Here is a 17,641-nt window from a genome sequence, read left to right as displayed (position 1 = left end):
TCTGAACCGGAGAGAACCATGGCAAGCGAGCATTCGGGCGACGGGCGCGAGCGCTATGTCACCGCTGGCGGCGTCGTCGTGATCCGCACGCGCACCGCCGTTGCCTACGAGGGCGCGATCGAGCCTTATTTCGACCAGCTCGACGAGCGCCGCGGCGCGATCCTGTTCTCGAACTACGAATATCCGGGCCGCTATACCCGCCAGGACGTGGCCTTCGTCGATCCGCCGGTCGTCGTCGCCTCGCGCGGGCGGCAGATGTGGATCGAGGCGCTGAATGCGCGCGGTTCCGTTCTTCTCGCCCTGATCGGCGAGGCGCTGGCCGGCCATGCCGACATCGCCGAGCTGACGCAGGGCGCGGCGCGGATCGATCTCGTCGTCAACGAGCCGGAAGGGGCCGTCACCGAAGAGGAGCGCTCGCGCGTGCCGACGGTGTTCTCCGTCCTCCGGGCGATCGTCTCCCTCTTCCGCTCGGAAGAGGATCGCGAACTCGGCCTCTATGGCGCCTTCGGCTACGATCTCGCCTTCCAGTTCGACCCGGTGGAGGAAGTCCAGTCGCGCGATCCCGAGCGCCGCGACCTCGTCCTCTACCTGCCGGACGAGCTCCTTGAGGTCGACCACTATTCCGCCGCCGCCTACCTCACCCGCTACGCCTTCGAGAAGGACGGCCGCTCGACGGCAGGGCTCGACGGCGGCGGCCTGCCGGCGCCGTTCGCGGCCTCCGACCGCATCCCGCCGCGGGGCGACCACCAGCCCGGCGAGTACGCCTCCCTCGTGCGGGCCGCCAAGGAGAAGTTCGTGCGCGGCGACCTGTTCGAGGTTGTTCCCGGCCAGGTCTTCTACGAGCGCGCCGAGCATCGGCCGTCGGAGATCTCGCGGCGCCTGAAGGCGGTGAATCCCTCGCCCTATTCGTTCTTCATCAATCTGGGAGAGAACGAGTTCCTGATCGGCGCGAGCCCGGAGATGTTCGTCAGGGTGAACGGGCGCCGCGTCGAGACCTGTCCGATCTCCGGCACGATCAAGCGCGGCGACGACGCGATCTCCGACTCCGAGCAGATTCTGAAGCTCCTGAATTCCAAGAAGGACGAGTCCGAACTCACCATGTGCTCGGATGTCGACCGGAACGACAAGAGCCGAGTCTGCGAGCCGGGCTCGGTCAAGGTCATCGGTCGGCGCCAGATCGAGATGTATTCGCGGCTTATCCACACGGTCGACCACATCGAGGGACGCCTGCGCGACGGCATGGACGCCTTCGACGCGTTTCTCAGCCATGCCTGGGCGGTCACCGTCACCGGGGCGCCCAAGCTCTGGGCGATGCGCTTCATCGAGAAGAATGAGAAGAGCCCGCGCGCCTGGTATGGCGGCGCGGTCGGCATGGTGCATTTCAACGGCGACCTCAATACCGGGCTGACGCTGAGGACCATCCGCCTGAAGGACGGCATCGCCGAAGTCCGGGCCGGGGCGACGCTGCTTTACGATTCCAATCCGGAAGAGGAGGAGGCCGAGACCGAACTGAAGGCCTCCGCGCTTCTGGGAGCGATCCGCGAGGCCGGGGTCTCCAACGCCTCTGCCGGCAGGCGGGATGCCGCGCGCGTCGGAGAGGGGCTGCGCGTGCTGCTCGTCGACCACGAGGACTCCTTCGTCCATACGCTGGCGAACTATTTCCGCCAGACCGGCGCGACCGTCTCCACCGTGCGCACGCCGGTGCCGGCGGAGATCTTCGCGCGGATCGATCCGGATCTCGTGGTGCTTTCGCCGGGGCCGGGCAACCCGTCCGACTTCGACTGCAAGGGCACGATCGCGGCGGCCAGGGCCCATGGCAGTGCCATATTCGGGGTCTGCCTCGGCTTGCAGGCGCTGGCCGAGGCCTATGGGGGGACGCTGCGGACCCTGCATGTGCCGGTGCACGGCAAGCCGTCGCGCATCCGCATCGCCAATCCTGGCATCATCTTTTCCGGCCTGCCGAGCGAGGTGACCGTCGGCCGCTATCACTCGATCTTCGCCGATCCGGTGCGGCTGCCGCGGGAATTCGAGGTGACGGCCGAGACCGACGACGGGATCGTGATGGCCTTCGAACACCGCACCGAGCCGGTGGCCGCCGTGCAGTTCCACCCCGAAAGCATCATGAGCCTCGGCGGGGAAGCCGGGATGCGGATGATCGAGAACATCGTCGCGCATCTGCCGCGGCGGGCCCGCGAAAAAGCTGCCTGAGCGACGGCGGGTTCGATAATGCCGGAGCATGGAGCGAACCTCGCCAAGCGCATTGCGGCGACGTCGGTTGGCGTCGCGTTGGCGGTCCTCGTCATCAAATACGTGGCCTACCACGTCACGGGGTCGGTCGCGTTGTTTTCCGACGCGATGGAATCGATCGTCAACGTCGTCGCCGGGGCCGTCGCGCTCTGGGCGGTGACGCTCAGCTACAAGCCGGCGGACAGCGACCACCCCTTCGGCCACACCAAGGCGGAGTATTTCTCCGCGGTGGTGGAGGGCGTCCTGATCGTGGTCGCGGCCCTCGTCATCCTGCGCCAGGCCTGGGAGGCCTTCCTCGCCCCGCGCGCGCTGGAGGCGCCGCTGGAAGGCATTCTGATCAACGGCGCGGCGACGGTGATCAATCTCGGCTGGGCGCTGTTCCTGATCCGGAGCGGGCGGCGCCACCGCTCGCCGGCGCTCGCCGCCGACGGTCGCCACATCATGGCCGACGTTGTCACCTCGGTCGGCGTCCTCGCTGGCCTCGTCGTCGCTACCTTGACCGGCTGGCATGTGCTCGACCCGGCCATGGCGGCACTCGTCGCCCTCAACATTCTGCGGGAGGGCTACATGGTCGTCACCTCCTCGCTCTCCGGGCTGATGGACCAGGCGATCGACCCGAGCGAGGAAGCGACTGTGCGCGACCTGATCTCCGGCAATGCCCAGGGCGCGATCGAGGTCCACGACCTCAAGACCCGGCTGGCCGGCCGCGCCATGTTCATCGAGTTCCACCTCGTCGTCCCGGAGGCGATGACGGTGGGCGATGCGCACGACATCTGCGACCGCATCGAGGACGCACTGCAGGACGCCTTTTCCGGTGTGCGTGTCTCGATCCATGTCGAGCCGGAGGGCGAGGCCAAGCAGACCGGCGTTCCGGTGCTTTAACGGCGGGGCGGCGCCCCTCAGGCGCTGCGGGCGAGCTCTGACTGCTGCTGCTCGTGCCAGGCGGCGCGGCCGCCGCCGTTCCGCTTCGCCGAATACATGGCGGCGTCCGCTTGATCGAGGATGGCGCCGATCGGAGCAGCGGGATCGTCGTAAAGGCAGATGCCGATGCTCGGCGTGACCGCGAGCGCGGTATCCTTCAGGCTCCTTGGGGAACGGCAGGCTGCGATCATCCTGTCGGCCAGCGCATCGGCGGCGGCCGGATCCGTGATGCCGGCATGCGCGACGACGAATTCGTCGCCGCCGAGGCGGCAGAGAAGGTCCTTCGGACCGAGCAGGCTGGCGAACCGGCCGGAGATCTCGACGAGAAGCCTGTCGCCGACCTCGTGCCCACAGGCATCGTTGACCACCTTGAAGCCGTCGAGGTCGATGTAGAAGATTGCGAGCCGCTTGCCCTCGGCCTGCGATGCGGAAAATCGTCCGGTTATGGCGTCGAAGAAGCCGTGACGGTTGAGCGCGCCCGTCAGCGTATCGTGAGTCGCTGCATGGCGCAGCCGTTCCTGCGAGCGTCGGTTGTCGAGGACGATCCCGGCGAGCCGCGCCGTGTCCTGGACGAGTTCGATGTCGAAGGGCTCGGCGAAGGATCCGGTGCTCGGTCTGATCGCCAGGACCGCCACCAATTCCTCGCCGCCGAGCGGGATCGGCTCGAAGTGCATCGGTGGCCCGGGATCCGCCGGTTCGGCGCCCCGGATCTGGAAGGCGTGGGCGGCGCGTTTCTGCATCGTCGCCACCGCGGTGTTCGGCAAGAGGGCAGACGGGTCACGGCGCAGCATGGCCGCCGTCCGAGCGAACGACGCTTCGTCGGAGCCTGCGCCCAGAATGCGCCACTTGCCGGTATCGTCGGGGATCAGGATCGCGGCACGCCAGCTCGGTTCGACCCGCCTCAGCTCTTTCACCAGGCAGGCGGCGATATCGGGAATCCCGCGCCCCGTCGCCAGCATTTCCATGATCACGCTGTGGCCGCGAATGATCGTTCCGGTGCGCTGGCCGGAGGCGATCTCGGCCTGCAGCCGGCGATTGGCCTGATTGAGTTCGGCGGTGCGTTCGTCGACCAGCAGATCCAGCCCGTCGACTATCGCACGCAGTTGCCGCTGGGCAGTCAGGAGTTCGGTATTGGTCGCCGAGAGCAGGAGGCCGGTCACGCTGATCGCGACGATGAAGCCCTGCAGCAGGAAGAGGCTCCGGCTCGGATCGGCCGCAGCGGCGAAGGGACCCTCGCCGGTGGCCGTCGCGGTACAGACCGCCATGACCAGCGTGGTAACGAGCAGGGCCGTGTCGAGCGGCCGCTGCCTCAGGCCGGACCAGACGACCAGCGGAAACAGGACGAAGCTTGCCGGCAGGACCGAAAAGCCGCTCTCCCGCATGGGATTGACGAAGACGAGAACCGTCAGGAGCAGGCCGAACGAGATCGCCAGAAGGGCCGAAGCCGAAAGGGCCTGGCGAAGGTCGCTCCGGTTGTTCAAGGCGAGGTGGACAGGCGGCGTGATCACCAGGGTCGCCGCGAGATCGGCAAGGCCCCAGCGGCACCAATTCTCCAGCAGTCGAGGCAGCGTGGTCTGATCGAAGGGCATGGAGAGCATCAGCCCGCCCAGGATGGCGCCGAAGAAGAAGATGGCGCCGGCGGTGATGACGATGAACCGGAACGCGCTCGGCGTCTGCAGAAAGATCGTGTCGAGCGGCGTGCGCCAGCGGATCAGCAGGGCCCTTATCAGCAGCGGCTGCAGGACATGGATCGTCGAAAAGAAGAAGCTCGCCTGGCCGAGCGAACCCGCCAGGGCATCCGCCGCCATCGAGCCGAGCCAGGCACCGGGAGCCACCCACGCCCCGTAGCGCAGCACGAATGCCAGAAGGACGCCCGCCGGCAACCAGATCGGGATCCATGTCGCCCAGTGGGACGCTGCCGGCATCAGTTCGGAGAAGCCGAACGTTGCCCGCATGCCGAGAATGTAGATCAGGCCGATCGCCAGATTGAGGGCCAAAAGCCGGAACAGGCGATGCCGGTCTTTCGGCATCCTCCCTTGGTTCCCGGCCTCTTTCATGTTCGACCCCGATCTAAAATCTTCCCTTGGGTGACGATCATCGCGGGGTGTCGTAAAACAGAGGTAAACTTAAGAGGTTTCAGGAGCTTATTCCTGATACAATTGGAAGATGCATAAGGGTCTCCCATCTGCCGGGCAGCAGGCCAAGCCGCTGACAGACTGGGAAAATCCTGCATCCGACGGTAATTTCGCCACTCGCTCCACTTGGTACCTGCGCGTTGCTCTTCGGTGACTGTGCAACGATTCAATTTACGCCGGCAGCGGCCGGGCCGGCGTTTCCTCCGCACAGCCGCCTGCCGGAGGGTGTCTCAGGGACGGCGTCCTGCCTCCCGGGCGAAGGCCTCAGCCGGTCTGAGGTCACTGGTTGACGAGTTCGATGGTTCCCACCACGGGCCGGGCTCCCTGTTCGGGATGATCGGCCGGCACGATGTAGTAGCTGAGCGGGTTGGTGATGACGCCGGACTGGATCTGGCTGGTGATGTCGAAGACGAAGCGGATCTGCTTGGTGCTGCCGCCGTCGCTCAGCGGCTGGGCGTCGAAGAACTGCAGCGAACCCACATAGGCGGGGCTGTCGGTCGCGGCCGGCTGGGCGCCCGGCTCTCCGGCGAAGACGTTGTAGATGGTGCCCGGCTGGACGTCCGTCTTGATCCCGCTGAGCACGAGATACTGGCGCTTGGGCGAATTCTTCAGCTCCGTGGAGAAGCTCTCGAGCGAGGCTCCGGTCTTGGCGGGGGTGAGGGTGACCGCCGTCGGCGAGGATTCGAGCACCAGGGGCTGCTGCGTCGTCGCCATCATGTCGGCCTGGATCTCCGCTGCCTGGGCAACTTGCGTCCCGCCGCCGCCGCCGTCGATCATGCTGTTCACGGCCGAGGCTCCCGAAAGGCTTTCCGTCGATGTCGACGCGACCTCTCTCGAGGCCACGGCTACCTGCGGCCGCGGCAGCGCGTCATAGGTGTAGCCGAGCGGCGCGATCGCCGTCACCTGGCCGTTGGTCACCTCGACGCGCCGGCCGGCGGCGTCCGCGAAGACGTGCACCTGCCGGCTCGCCCATTGGGCCGCCGTCGGATTGTGGCCGCCATTGGCGTTCCAGCCGGCCCAGATCCGGTCGATATTGCAGTGGTGGATATAGAAGATCGGATCCTGCGCCGCGAAAGGCACCGAGCCCATGTTCTGCGTGCCGCCGGTGTTGACGTGGATGAAGCCGTGCAGGCTGGAATCGATCCGCTCGTTGAAGCCGAGCGGTACGCCCTGCGGACCCGAATAGTAGGAGCCCGCGTCCATCACGTCGAGCGACAGGAGGTTCGCCGGCAGGCCGCCCTTGACGCGCGTCAGCGGCAGCCCGTCATTGATGCCGGGATTGCGGTTGGCCTGGTATAGGGCGCCGTAGACAGGATCGTTCTTGCGGCGGAACTCCTCGGGGATCGAGGCGTCCTCGGTGTAGTTCCAGTAGGGCAGGGTGAAGGATTCGTCCCGGGTCACCTTCCGGATCGTGTCCTCGAAGAACAGGATGTAGGCCCGGTGCCAGGGCAGGAAGTTCGGCTCCCAGGTGTTGCCGCCATGCGCCTGGCAGGTGCTCCAGGTGAGATTGGCGAGGTCCCGGTCGGGGCTTGGCCTGGAGCCGTAGATCCGGTTGAGTTCGGCGAGCTTGCTCGATGAGCCGCTGACGGCATGGGTGTACCACTGGAACGTCCAGGACGCGGGCGTTCCGGTGCCGCTCTCCTTCATGGTCTTCACGGCTTTCGCATAGGTCGCGAGCATGCGCTTGCCCTCGGGCGAGCGGGCGTCGTGACGCACCCGCAGCGGCTGGGCGTTCGCCAATTCCTCGAAGCTCGCCGGCAGCACGGTCACCAGGGTCAGGGACGCGACTGCCTTCAAAACCGTACGGCGCGACATATCCATCGGATCATCCTCGGACAAACAGAAGTCAGGCCCCGGGCGACTTATACGGTAGATTTCCAGTCTAGGCATCAAGCTGACCAAGCGTCAGTAGAAATTTTTCTTGGTGACGGGCGGCCGCATCTGCAGGGGGAGGAAGGGCCCATGCGAGCATCTTGCATTCCTCCCCCGATCGGCTAACTTTCAGGTCATGAGCACGGCAGCCTCGTCCCGAACCTTCGGCCTGCGCGCAATCGGCGCCGCCCTTCTGCTCGTCCTACTCCCGCTTCTTGGCCTGCTTAGCGGCGACCGTCGGACCCGGTGATCGAAGGGGCGTCCGGCGGTCGAGCCGGCGCGATCCGCCTTACGGATACGCACGCACCGCCCCTTTGACCTCACAATCTCCGTGCAATTTCGGACGCGTTCGCGCATGAAGGCGGCGACGCAGCCCCTCGCAGGACCGTTCCGAGCGATCAAGGTTTGAAGCCGATGTCAGTCAGTCCCGCCACCCCGTATGCCGTCGCGCCGGAAGAGGTGAAGAAGCCTGCGGCCGCCCGCACCATGCCGCTCGCCTCCCGCAAGTATCAGCCCTACGGTCAGATCGACCTCTCCGACCGGACCTGGCCCGCAAAGACGATCACCGAGCCGCCGATCTGGTGCTCGGTCGATCTTCGCGACGGCAATCAGGCGCTGGTCGATCCGATGGGCCACGACCGCAAGGCCCGCTTCTTCGCGCTGCTCCTGGCGATGAATTTCAAGGAGATCGAGATCGGCTTCCCGTCGGCCTCGCAGACCGATTTCGATTTCGCTCGCTGGTGCATCGAGAAGGGCGGCGCGCCCGAGGACGTCTCGCTCCAGGTCTTGGTCCAGTGCCGCCCCGAATTGATCGAGAAGACCTTCCAGTCGCTCGAGGGCTCGGTCCGGCCGATCGTCCACTTCTACAATTCCACCAGTGAATTGCAGCGCCGTGTCGTCTTCCAGAAGGACAGGGCGGGGATCAAGCAGATCGCCGTCGATGCGGCCAAGATGATCACCGACATGGCGGCCAAGGCCGGGGGCGGCTACCGCTTCGAATATTCGCCGGAAAGCTTCACCGGCACCGAGCTCGAATTCGCTGTCGAGATCTGCAACGCCGTCGCCGAGATCGTGAAGCCGACGCCGGACAACAAGCTGATCTTCAACCTGCCGGCCACGGTCGAGATGTCGACGCCGAACGTCCATGCCGATCAGATCGAATGGATGTGCCGCAATCTCGACAACCGTGAGAACCTGATCGTCTCGCTGCATCCGCACAACGATCGGGGCACCGCCGTGGCGGCGACCGAACTCGGCCTGATGGCCGGCGCCGACCGTGTCGAGGGCACGCTCTTCGGCAATGGCGAGCGCACCGGCAATGTCGATCTCGTCACGCTGGCGCTGAACATGTTCACGCAAGGGATCGATCCCGGCCTCGACATCACCGACATCAACAAGATCAAGGACGTCTACGAGTACTGCAACAAGCTGACGATCCCCGAACGCCACCCTTATGTCGGCGAACTCGTCTACACGGCCTTTTCCGGTTCGCACCAGGACGCGATCAACAAGGGCATGAAGGCCGTCCGCGCCGCCAACAAGGAGCTGTGGGAAGTCCCGTATCTGCCAATCGACCCGAAGGATGTCGGGCGCAGCTACGAGGCGATCATCCGCATCAACTCGCAGTCCGGCAAGGGCGGCATCGCCTATGTCCTGCAGGCCGATTACGGGCTCAACCTGCCGCGCAACCTGCAGATCGAGTTTCGCGAGGACATCCAGCGCATCACCGACGAAGAGGGCGTGGAGCTTCCGGTCAAGCGCATCTACGAGCGTTTCATCGAGCGCTATGTCGAGCAGCCGGACGGCCGGTTCAAATATGTCGAGCACACCACGCGGCCGAACCCCAATGTGAAGGGCGAGCGCATCGTCGAGGCGACGATCGTGGACAATGGGGAGGAGGTCACGATCCAGGGCCTCGGCACCGGCCCGATCGACGGCTTCATCGATGCGCTGCGCCGCCATACGGGCACCGAGTTCTCCGTCTTCGACTATTCGGAGCATTCGCTCGGCGCCGGCTCCGATGCGCGCGCCATCTGCTACATGGAGATCGAGCATCCGGGCGGCCGGCTCTTCGGCGCTGGCATCAACAAGAACATCTCGGCCGCATCGCTCGAGGCGATCGTCTCGGCCGTGAACCGGATCGTCGCAAAGTGAGGGCGCCGGGCGGAGCGCTTCTCGTCGCCGCCCTGGAAGCCCAGGGCGGGACCCGCGTCTTCTGCGTGCCGGGGGAGAGCTATCTCCCGGTTCTCGACGCCCTTCACGACAGTCCGATCGAAACCGTGGTCTGTCGGCAGGAGGGCGGGGCGGCGATGATGGCCGAGGCCGACGGCAAGTTGACCGGCCGGCCGGGCCTGTGCTTCGTCACCCGTGGGCCGGGGGCGACCAACGCCGCCTCCGGCATTCATGTCGCGGCCCACGACCAGACGCCGATGATCCTCTTCGTGGGCCAGGTGCCGACCGGGTTCCGTGGGCGCGGCGCGTTCCAGGAGGTCGATTACGACCGGTTCTTCGGCGGCATGGCGAAGGCGGTGTTCGAGGCGCGGACGGCGGACGAGCTTCCCGGTCTGGTCGAGAAGGCCTATCGCATCGCGATGGACGCGGCGCCGGGGCCGGTCGTCGTCGCCCTGCCGGAGGATACGCTGTCCTCTCTCGGCGAGGCCGAGATCGCGCCGCGGGTCGAGCCCCGTCCGATCCGCGCCGATCCGGAGGCGATGGAGGAATTGTGGTCGTTGCTCGCGGAGGCGTCGCGGCCGATCGTCCTCCTCGGCGGTCCGCGCTGGACCGACGGCGCGATCCGCGATCTTCAGCTCTTCGCGGAGGGCTGGCACCTGCCGGTCGCCTGTTCGTTCCGCCGCCAGGGGCTGTTCCCGAACGACCACCCGAACTACGCCGGCGATCTCGGGATCGGGCCGAACCCGAAGCTGAAGGAGCGCATCGCGAACGCCGATCTCGTGATTGCGGTCGGGGCGCGGCTCGGCGAAATGCCGAGCCAGGGCTACACGCTCTTTGCCGTGCCGGAACCGCGCCAGCGTCTCGTCCATGTCCTCGCGGATTCCTCCGAGCTCGGCCGCGTCTACCGGCCGACGCTCGCGATCCATGCAGGGCCTGCGTCATTCGCCCGGAAGGCGATGCAGCTCCAGGCTCCGGCGACGGTCGCCTGGGCCGGCGCGGCCGAAGAAGTCCATGCGGACTACCGCGCCTGGTCGACGCCCGAGCGGGAGGGGCGGCTTCCGGAAGGCTGCGTCGACCCCTTCGCCGTCATGGCGATCCTCGGCGACGCCCTGCCGCAGGATGCGATCATGACCAATGGCGCCGGCAATTATGCCGGCTGGCTGCATCGCTATCACCGTTTCCATGGCCGCACGACGCAGCTTGCCCCGACCTCCGGATCGATGGGCTACGGCCTGCCGGCGGCGATCGCGGCCAAGCTGAGATATCCCGATCGCACCGTCGTCTGCTTCGCCGGGGACGGCTGCTTCCAGATGACCGGCCAGGAGTTCGCCTCGGCCGTACAGGCCAGGGCGCCGGTCCTCGTCCTCGTTTTCGACAACGCCCAATACGGCACGATCCGCATGCATCAGGAACGCAAATATCCCGGGCGGCGATGGGCGACCGCGCTGACGAACCCGGACTTTGCGGCGCTGGCGGAAAGCCTCGGCGGCTTTGGGCGACGGGTCGAAAGCACCGAAGCCTTGGCGCCGGCGCTGAAGGAGGCGCTCGCATCCGGTCGTCCGGCGCTCCTCCATTTGAAGATCGATCCGGACCGGATTTCGACGACCGCCCGTCTGCCGCTTTCGCCGCGCCCCGCCGCCTAAGTCCCGGGTCTCGCGGGACGAAGCGTGGCCGATCGGTCTCAAAGCTGTTGAAACTTGGCGCGGGCTGGCCGATCACGCCGCGATCGGTTTATTCCGGCCACCGGCCCGTTATGGTAAAATCAACACTTCACGATGCGAGGCAGCGAATCGATGGGCGAAGGCAAGGACAATGTCGCATCCTTGATGGGGACGAAGCGTCTGGCCGATGCCGTCAGGCAGGCCAAGATCGCGGCTGCGCAGCGCTCGGACGTCATCGTCGACATCAGGGAAGCCGACAGGGCCCGGCTGGAAATCCTCGCGGAGGAACTGCAGCCGGTCATCGACGAACTTCCGGACGGTGACGATTCCTTCGACTTCACGGTCTCCGGCGGCATCCATCCGCGCCTGTGGGTCGACGGCACGGCCAATGTCGTGATGGCGCGCGACCGGCGCACTTATCGGTTCGTCCGCGAGACGCGGCTCGGCCGGTTGACGCTGGCCGAATCCACCGAGGCGCGGGTCATCGCCGACCATGTGACGGACTATGTCGCCGAGCGGATCGTCGAGCGGGATCGGGCCTTCGCGGCGGACGAGCTCGTCGGCGAGCGTCCCGCCAACCCTTCGCGCGCAAGGACATCGAAGGATGACGAGGAGCCGCTACGCCAGCCGGAGAAGCGCTCGAAGGCGACCGACTTCGTCATCGCCCTGGTCTGGCTGATGATTGGCGCAGTCCTCGGCGCCGGCCTTCTGCTGGCGATCGCCTCCTATCAGGGCGTCGCCATCCGCTGATCCCGCGCATGGGATGCCGGGCGATCGATGCCGGCTTGCGCGGCGGGAAGGCCGACCTTCGCCGCTTTCTCGACGCAGCCTCAAATTTCCGGCGCCTGCGCCTCAGCCTGCCGGCTCGGCCGCGGGCCTGGCGTCCTCGCGCGGGCGCGCGTCGATCACCCGGCCGTCGGTGAGGAGTTCCCGCTCCCTGATCCACCCAATTCCGTTCCCGTCCTCGCGCGCGCCGCGCTCTCGCTGGATCAGCGTCCAGGTCGCAGGGCCGCCCGAGATCTCGAACAGATTGTAGCGCGATGCCGGGTTTTCGCCGCCGGGCGCCTGGCTGGCCGAAGGCACGCCCACCACCGGGATCTGCCGGTCCGGCCCGTGCAGCCAATGGAGCGTGTCGAGATGCGTGTGGCCGTGCAGCACGAGTTCGGCGCCGATCTCGCGCATGACCTTCGAAAAGAACTGCTTGCCGATCAGCCGTTTGTGCCAGGAGGTCGAGCCCGAGATCGGCGGATGATGGATCATCACCACGCGGAAGAGGCCGAGCGCGTGGGCCGTCTCCAGAAGCTTTGCAAGCCGCAGCGCCTGGCCGCGCTTGAACGTGCCGGTGGCGAAGAAGGGCGCCGTCGCCTCGGCCGTCGAGACTCCGAGGATCGCGACGTTCTCGCGGATCCGCATGTAGGGAAAGGACGAATCGGTCGCCTGGAGCGGATCGTCCCCGATCATATAGGGGTACCACTCGCGATAGGAGCGTTTCAGCGCGCCCGGCACATAGGCGTCGTGATTGCCGGGGATCAGCGAGACGTCGCGCGGCGGACCGAGGTCGCGCAGCCAGATCCCGGAGGCGACCGTCTCCTTCTTGGTGGCGAGGTTCACGAGATCGCCGGTGACCGCGATGTGATCGGGATCCTCTTCCTTGAGGTCCTGAACGAGATCGCTCAGCGTGTCGCCGAACATCATTCGGCGCCGGTTGCGCTGCCAGTTGTACCAGCCGGTCACGCGCTTCGACGCGAGTTCTCGAAGCGAAAGCTGCGGCAGCGGGCCGAGATGGACGTCCGAGAGATGGGCGAGGCGAAACATGATCCGGTTCCTGCTAGATAACCCGTTGTATTCTAGGCCTGACAAGCGCGAGAGAAACCGATGTTCCTGGAGAAAGTGCTGATCCGCGCGATGCACGGCGTTCATCTCGTGGCGAGACCGGTGACGCTCGGCGTGCGGGCGGCGGTCTTCGACGAGAGGGGTCAAGTCTTCCTCGTGCGCCACACCTACGTCTCCGGCTGGTACATGCCGGGCGGCGGCGTCGACCCGGGCGAGACGGCGGAAGAGGCGATGCGCCGGGAATTGATGGAGGAAGGAAATATCGAACTCGAAGGCGGGCCCGATCTGGTTTCGGTCCATTTCAACCGTAACGCCTCGAACCGGGACCACGTCCTCTTCTATCAATGCCGCGCGCTTCGCCAGACCGCGCCGAAGCGGCCGGACCGGGAGATCGCCGAGGCCGGATTCTTTCCGCCGGACGCCTTGCCGGAGGCAACGACGGACGCGACCCGCCGGCGGCTCGCAGAGCTCACCGGCGAGCGTGAGGTCGTGCCCTACTGGTGAGCTTCGCCAGCCCGGACCGGCTCGGCAAGGCCGAGGAACCGCGCCACGGAATCGATCACCTCGGCATGGATCTTCCGCCGGTCGGCGCCGTCCGGGTCGGTGCAGACGGGGTCGTCCTGTGCCTCCCGCAGAAGCTTCGCAGCGTCCGGCTTGCACAGGCCGAGAAAGCTGAAATGGACCGCCGGCCGGATCATCTCGTAGGTTGCGTTCGAGAGACGGTCGAGAAGGTTGCTGCCGGAGGCCGTGACGTCCACCGCCCGCGATGGATCGGGAGCCCCGAAGCCGACGAGGAGCATCGGCAGCGTCATGGCCTTCGCGCTGGCCTCCGACAGCGCATCGGTCAGGCCGGGCTCGACGGCGACGACGGACGCGATGCGGGGGTCGCGGACGTCCGCCTCCATCTCCTGCGGCAGACGGTCGAAATCGACCCCGCCCTTCGTGAAGAAGACGCAGTCGCCCTGTTCGCTGAACGCCTTGCAGTAGTCGCGGAACTTTGCCCGCTCGAAATGGCCGCCGACAAGGTCGAGGACGGCGGTTCCGCCCAGCGAGAAGCCGAGGGCGCTGATGCGGCGCTGGTCGACCAGCGGGCCGAAGGTCGGATCGGCGAGAATGGTGTCGAGCGCGGCGCTGAGGTCCTTCGCCCGTTCGTCGATGCGAGGCGTGCGGCGCGGCGAGGAATCGCCCGATGTCGTGCCGGGATGGTTGACGGCGACGACGAGGGCGCCGCGCAGGGCGAGTTCCGACGACAGCCAGCCGAGCCCGTCCATGTTGCCGCCGGAGCCGTGCGACAGGAGGATCAGCGGATGCCGGCCCGTCTGCGCCGCAGCGCCCACCAGCGCCTCGGTGCCTTCGAAGACGGGATTGGCGCCGATCGGGACGGCATAGGTGCGGGCTGCGGCCGGATACCAGATGGAGCCCGCGACGAGGACGGAGCGGTGCTTCGCCCTGATGTCGAAGCGGTCGTAGCCGGGAAGCTGCAAGGCGGTCTCTGTGGCCACCGAGCCGGCATGCGGCGAGACGCCCGCCGGTGATGCGGCATGCGCGGCGCTGGCGAGAAGGAGGGCTGCGATTCCCGCGAGGAGAGGGCGGCGTATGGTCATGACGGGTGTTCCTTGAACAATGGTCGAAGGCTCCAGGGCCGCCGGCATTCCTGCGGCGGACGCCGAAATCCGGCGTCCTTGATCCGGTTCGAGGTCGCGCCGATCGCGTTCAAGGCGTATCGATCGCCGCGACATCACCGGAGCCTCCGATGCTTGCCCTGCCGATCTCGATCGTCGTCTCGCTCGTCCTTGCCTACCTCCTGACGCGCCTTCTTGCCGGCCGCCGGATCGCCGCCCCGCTGGCGCTGCTGCTCTTCGCCTGCATCGTCCAGGGCGTCGTCAATGCGCTGGCGCAGCATTACGGGGTGGCCGCATTCCGCCTCGTCCAGCCTGTGACGGCCATGATGATCCCGCCGCTCGCCTGGCTCGCGCTGAGACATGCGCAGGGGCATGGGCGGCCGGGAGCGGAGGCGCTGCTGCATCTCCTTGCCCCGGCCTTCGTCGGCTTCTGCGTCTGGACCGCGCGGGCAGCCGTCGACGCGGCTGTGGTGACGATCTTCGCCGGCTATGGGGCGGCGATGCTCCTCGCGCTCCGCGCCGGGGCCGATGCTCTGCCGGAGGCGCGGCTCGACGCCGGTGACTGGCCGCCGCTCGTCTGGCGGGCGATCGGCGCGATGCTGATCGCATCGGCGCTCAGCGACATGGCGATCAGCCTCGCCGTGGGGCTCGGCGCGGGCTGGCTGAAGAGCTGGATCGTCAGCCTGGGAACGAGCGCGACGCTGCTCCTCATCGGCATTCTCGCCGCCTCCAACAGCCTGCGGCGGCAAGGCGCCGGGGCGGATGTCGCCGGTCCGGCGATGGAGGTGGATGCCGACCTCGGCGAAGAGGTACGTGACGATGCGGCCGAGCGCCAGCGCGACGCCGCGATCATGGCGGAGCTTTCCGCATTGCTCGGCGAACAGAAGCTCCACCGCGACAGCCAGCTGACGCTCTCGCGTCTCGCCCGCCGGCTCGGCCTGCCGGCAAAGCGGGTGTCGGAGGCGATCAACCGCCAGACGGGCGAAAACGTCTCGCGCTATGTCAACGGATACCGCGTGCGGGAAGCCTGCGCGCTCATCGCGGCAGGCCGCTCGGTCACCGACGCCATGCTCGACAGCGGCTTTGCCACGAAGTCGAACTTCAACCGCGAATTCCGCCGCGTGACCGGGCACGCGCCCACCGAATGGATGTCGGCCCGCGCCGTTTCCGTAGGCGATGCGGGCGGACCGCCGCGGCAGCTTTCCGCAACGGCCTCGGGCGAGTGATCCGAGGTGCGATTGTTCAAGCCGGACCTCGGATCAAAGCTCGCGCGGCGAATGAGCGTCCTTGAAATCCGGCGTTCCGAAGGAACCAGCCAGATTTCGTATGAGAGCCGGGGTCAGGCGGCAGCCTTGAGGCGCTCGCGATTGTGCGGCCGGTCGAGGTCCTGGTCGGGGCCGAGCGGGACGATGCCGGTCGGGTTGATCGTCTTGTGGCTCGTATAATAGTGGCCCTTGATGTGCTCGAAGTTCACTGTCTCGGCGACACCGGGCGTCTGGTAGAGTTCGAGCATGTATCCGAAGAGGTTCGGATAGTCGGCGATCTGCCTGAGATTGCATTTGAAATGGCCGTGATAGACGGCGTCGAAGCGGATCAGCGTCGTGAACAGCCGCCAATCCGCCTCGGTCGGGGCCTCCGAGGGAACGAGGTAGCGCTGGCGGGACAACAGCTCCTCCAGCCGGTCGAGCGTCTGGAAGAGCGTGCGGCACGGCTCTTCATAAGCTTCCTGCGTGGTCGCGAAGCCAGCCTTGTAAACTCCGTTGTTGACGGTGTCGTAGACGAGCGCGTTGATCTCGTCGATCTCGCCCAAAAGGTCCTCGGGCGTGATGTCGACGGTGGGGTCGCCGAAGGCGTCGAAGCCGGTGTTGAGAATGCGGATGATCTCGGCCGACTCGTTGTTGACGATCGTTCCGGTCTTCTTGTCCCACAGGACGGGGACGGTCACGCGGCCGGTATAGTCGGGATCGGCTTCGAGATAGACCTCGTAGAGCCTTTGCTTGCCGAGGACGCTGTCGGGAATCGCGCCCGGCCGATCGGAAAAGACCCAGCCTTCCTCGCCCATATGGTAGTCGACGACCGACAGCGAGATGACGTCCTCGAGCTTCTTCAGCTTGCGCGTGATCAGCGTGCGATGCGCCCAGGGACAGGCGAGCGATACGTAGAGATGATAGCGGCCGAACTCGGCCGGGAAGGCTGACTGCCCGTCGGGTCCCGGCTCGCCGTCCGGGGTGATCCAGTTCCGGAAGGTGGTCGTCGAGCGCTGGAATTTCCCGCCCGTCGACTTCGTGTCGTACCATTTGTCCTGCCATTTTCCGTCGACCAGCAGTCCCATCGTCTCACCTCCTGTTCGGGTTCGCGGCGGCTTGTCTCGCAAGGCTAACAGGAGATGGTGACGGGCGTTCCCCAGCGTGATCGCGACAGAGCGTCAATGAAGCCCGTGGAGGGCGGAATGCGAGTGCCGGCCATTACCCTGCTTTACCGCGGAAGGACGAGATGGTAACGCACGCCGACCCTCCGGGAGCCTCCGAAATGATCCAGTGCCGACGACGAATGGAGAGCCGCGCCGAACGGCGCTGATCCTTGTCGCCCGCCATGGCCGGCCGCCTGGCCGCAAGAGCGGCTTTTCGGCCGAGATCTCCTGGATTGCCCGATGTTCTCCCTGTCCGATGTCCGGTTCCTGCCGGAGCTTTCCTCTCATGACGCCGCCATCGAGGCGATCGCCGACGAGGCCTTCGGCCCCGGCCGCTTTTCGCGGGCGGCCGAGCGCGTGCGCGAGATGGCCGCGCACGAGCGGTCGCTCTCCTTCGTCGCGGAGCTTGGCGGGAAGATCATCGGCTCGGTGCGACTCACTCCGATCCGGATCGGGGAGACGCCGTCGCTGCTGCTCGGCCCGCTCGCGGTCCGTCCGGCCTACAAGAACAAGGGGGCGGGACGGGCGCTGATGCGGATGGCCGCCACGGCGGCAAAGGACGCCGGCGAAGCCTCGATCGTCCTCGTCGGCGATCCGCCCTATTACGCGCCGCTTGGCTATCGTCCGTTGCCGCCGGGGTCGGTGTTCCTGCCCGGCCCGGTCGATCCGCGGCGGGTGCTGGGCCTGGAACTCGTCGACGGAGCGCTGGCGAACGTTTCGGGCGCGGTCTGGCCGCGGCGGATCTCGGCCGGGCGATAGGCTGGAAGG

The 17,641-nt window shown here is 66.7% G+C and carries 13 protein-coding genes; 8 read left to right on the top strand and 5 right to left on the bottom strand.

Translation table 11 applies throughout. From position 1 onward, the window contains the following. Window positions 1-18 precede the first annotated feature (18 nt). Window positions 19-2,208 (top strand): anthranilate synthase, encoded by a 2,190-nt coding sequence (locus LH400_RS12775; protein ID WP_229153100.1) that lies wholly within the window; start codon window positions 19-21, stop codon window positions 2,206-2,208. A gap of 18 nt (window positions 2,209-2,226) precedes the next feature. Beyond that, window positions 2,227-3,129: a cation diffusion facilitator family transporter gene (locus LH400_RS12770; protein WP_229153099.1), complete on the top strand. Its 903-nt coding sequence runs from the start codon at window positions 2,227-2,229 to the stop codon at window positions 3,127-3,129. Between the two features lie 17 nt (window positions 3,130-3,146). Here the strand turns inward: LH400_RS12770 and LH400_RS12765 are convergent, their stop codons facing one another. Together LH400_RS12765 and LH400_RS12760 are read right to left on the bottom strand one after the other, a co-directional pair. After that, on the bottom strand, window positions 3,147-5,198 hold the full coding sequence (locus tag LH400_RS12765) for a diguanylate cyclase domain-containing protein (RefSeq protein WP_229153098.1): 2,052 nt from the start codon (window positions 5,196-5,198) through the stop codon (window positions 3,147-3,149). A 384-nt stretch (window positions 5,199-5,582) separates the two neighbouring features. Next, window positions 5,583-7,124, bottom strand: coding sequence for a tyrosinase family protein (locus tag LH400_RS12760; RefSeq protein ID WP_229153097.1), 1,542 nt, complete (start codon window positions 7,122-7,124; stop codon window positions 5,583-5,585). A gap of 537 nt (window positions 7,125-7,661) precedes the next feature. Between LH400_RS12760 and leuA the strand changes: the two genes are divergently transcribed. The 3 genes from leuA to LH400_RS12745 all read left to right on the top strand — a co-directional run bounded on the left by leuA (window position 7,662) and on the right by LH400_RS12745 (window position 11,758). Then, window positions 7,662-9,329: a 2-isopropylmalate synthase gene (gene leuA, locus LH400_RS12755; RefSeq protein WP_229153180.1), complete on the top strand. Its 1,668-nt coding sequence runs from the start codon at window positions 7,662-7,664 to the stop codon at window positions 9,327-9,329. Then, complete coding sequence (locus LH400_RS12750) at window positions 9,326-10,990, top strand: thiamine pyrophosphate-binding protein (RefSeq protein ID WP_229153096.1); 1,665 nt, start codon at window positions 9,326-9,328, stop codon at window positions 10,988-10,990. Before leuA ends, LH400_RS12750 begins: the two co-directional genes overlap by 4 nt. A gap of 150 nt (window positions 10,991-11,140) precedes the next feature. Further along, a complete protein-coding gene (locus LH400_RS12745; protein WP_229153095.1) occupies window positions 11,141-11,758 on the top strand; it encodes a hypothetical protein in 618 nt (205 codons plus the stop codon). 102 nt (window positions 11,759-11,860) lie between these two features. On the opposite strand, the gene LH400_RS12740 is transcribed toward LH400_RS12745, so the two are convergent. Further along, window positions 11,861-12,823 (bottom strand): metallophosphoesterase family protein, encoded by a 963-nt coding sequence (locus tag LH400_RS12740; RefSeq protein ID WP_229153094.1) that lies wholly within the window; start codon window positions 12,821-12,823, stop codon window positions 11,861-11,863. A gap of 60 nt (window positions 12,824-12,883) precedes the next feature. Between LH400_RS12740 and LH400_RS12735 the strand changes: the two genes are divergently transcribed. Continuing rightward, the gene (locus LH400_RS12735) at window positions 12,884-13,345 is read left to right on the top strand and encodes an NUDIX domain-containing protein (protein WP_229153093.1); all 462 of its coding nucleotides are present in this window, start codon (window positions 12,884-12,886) and stop codon (window positions 13,343-13,345) included. Here LH400_RS12735 and LH400_RS12730 read toward each other — a convergent pair. Beyond that, complete coding sequence (locus LH400_RS12730) at window positions 13,336-14,445, bottom strand: alpha/beta hydrolase family protein (protein ID WP_229153092.1); 1,110 nt, start codon at window positions 14,443-14,445, stop codon at window positions 13,336-13,338. The two genes, LH400_RS12735 and LH400_RS12730, sit on opposite strands and share 10 nt — an antisense overlap. Before the next feature lie 149 nt (window positions 14,446-14,594). Between LH400_RS12730 and LH400_RS12725 the strand changes: the two genes are divergently transcribed. After that, window positions 14,595-15,689 (top strand): helix-turn-helix domain-containing protein, encoded by a 1,095-nt coding sequence (locus LH400_RS12725; protein WP_229153091.1) that lies wholly within the window; start codon window positions 14,595-14,597, stop codon window positions 15,687-15,689. A gap of 113 nt (window positions 15,690-15,802) precedes the next feature. On the opposite strand, the gene LH400_RS12720 is transcribed toward LH400_RS12725, so the two are convergent. Continuing rightward, complete coding sequence (locus tag LH400_RS12720; RefSeq protein ID WP_229153090.1) at window positions 15,803-16,795, bottom strand: glutathione S-transferase family protein; 993 nt, start codon at window positions 16,793-16,795, stop codon at window positions 15,803-15,805. 318 nt (window positions 16,796-17,113) lie between these two features. On the opposite strand from LH400_RS12720, the gene LH400_RS12715 reads away from it, so the two are divergent. Then, the gene (locus LH400_RS12715) at window positions 17,114-17,632 is read left to right on the top strand and encodes a GNAT family N-acetyltransferase (protein ID WP_229153089.1); all 519 of its coding nucleotides are present in this window, start codon (window positions 17,114-17,116) and stop codon (window positions 17,630-17,632) included. Window positions 17,633-17,641 lie beyond the last annotated feature (9 nt).

This window comes from Jiella soli, assembly GCF_020615385.1.
In the GTDB taxonomy this organism is placed as follows: domain Bacteria; phylum Pseudomonadota; class Alphaproteobacteria; order Rhizobiales; family Rhizobiaceae; genus VKMB-3413.
Note: the sequence above shows the minus strand (reverse complement) of the source record. Positions and strands in the feature narration are given on the sequence as shown.

Coding starts and splice junctions, on each gene's coding strand:
- LH400_RS12775 (WP_229153100.1), top strand. CDS start 19: ATGGCAAGCGAGCATTCGGGCGACGGGCGCGAGCGCTATGTCACCGCT.
- LH400_RS12770 (WP_229153099.1), top strand. CDS start 2,227: ATGCCGGAGCATGGAGCGAACCTCGCCAAGCGCATTGCGGCGACGTCG.
- LH400_RS12765 (WP_229153098.1), bottom strand. CDS start 5,198: ATGCCGAAAGACCGGCATCGCCTGTTCCGGCTTTTGGCCCTCAATCTG.
- LH400_RS12760 (WP_229153097.1), bottom strand. CDS start 7,124: ATGGATATGTCGCGCCGTACGGTTTTGAAGGCAGTCGCGTCCCTGACC.
- leuA (WP_229153180.1), top strand. CDS start 7,662: ATGCCGCTCGCCTCCCGCAAGTATCAGCCCTACGGTCAGATCGACCTC.
- LH400_RS12745 (WP_229153095.1), top strand. CDS start 11,141: ATGGGCGAAGGCAAGGACAATGTCGCATCCTTGATGGGGACGAAGCGT.
- LH400_RS12740 (WP_229153094.1), bottom strand. CDS start 12,823: ATGTTTCGCCTCGCCCATCTCTCGGACGTCCATCTCGGCCCGCTGCCG.
- LH400_RS12735 (WP_229153093.1), top strand. CDS start 12,884: ATGTTCCTGGAGAAAGTGCTGATCCGCGCGATGCACGGCGTTCATCTC.
- LH400_RS12730 (WP_229153092.1), bottom strand. CDS start 14,445: ATGACCATACGCCGCCCTCTCCTCGCGGGAATCGCAGCCCTCCTTCTC.
- LH400_RS12725 (WP_229153091.1), top strand. CDS start 14,595: ATGCTTGCCCTGCCGATCTCGATCGTCGTCTCGCTCGTCCTTGCCTAC.
- LH400_RS12720 (WP_229153090.1), bottom strand. CDS start 16,795: ATGGGACTGCTGGTCGACGGAAAATGGCAGGACAAATGGTACGACACG.
- LH400_RS12715 (WP_229153089.1), top strand. CDS start 17,114: ATGTTCTCCCTGTCCGATGTCCGGTTCCTGCCGGAGCTTTCCTCTCAT.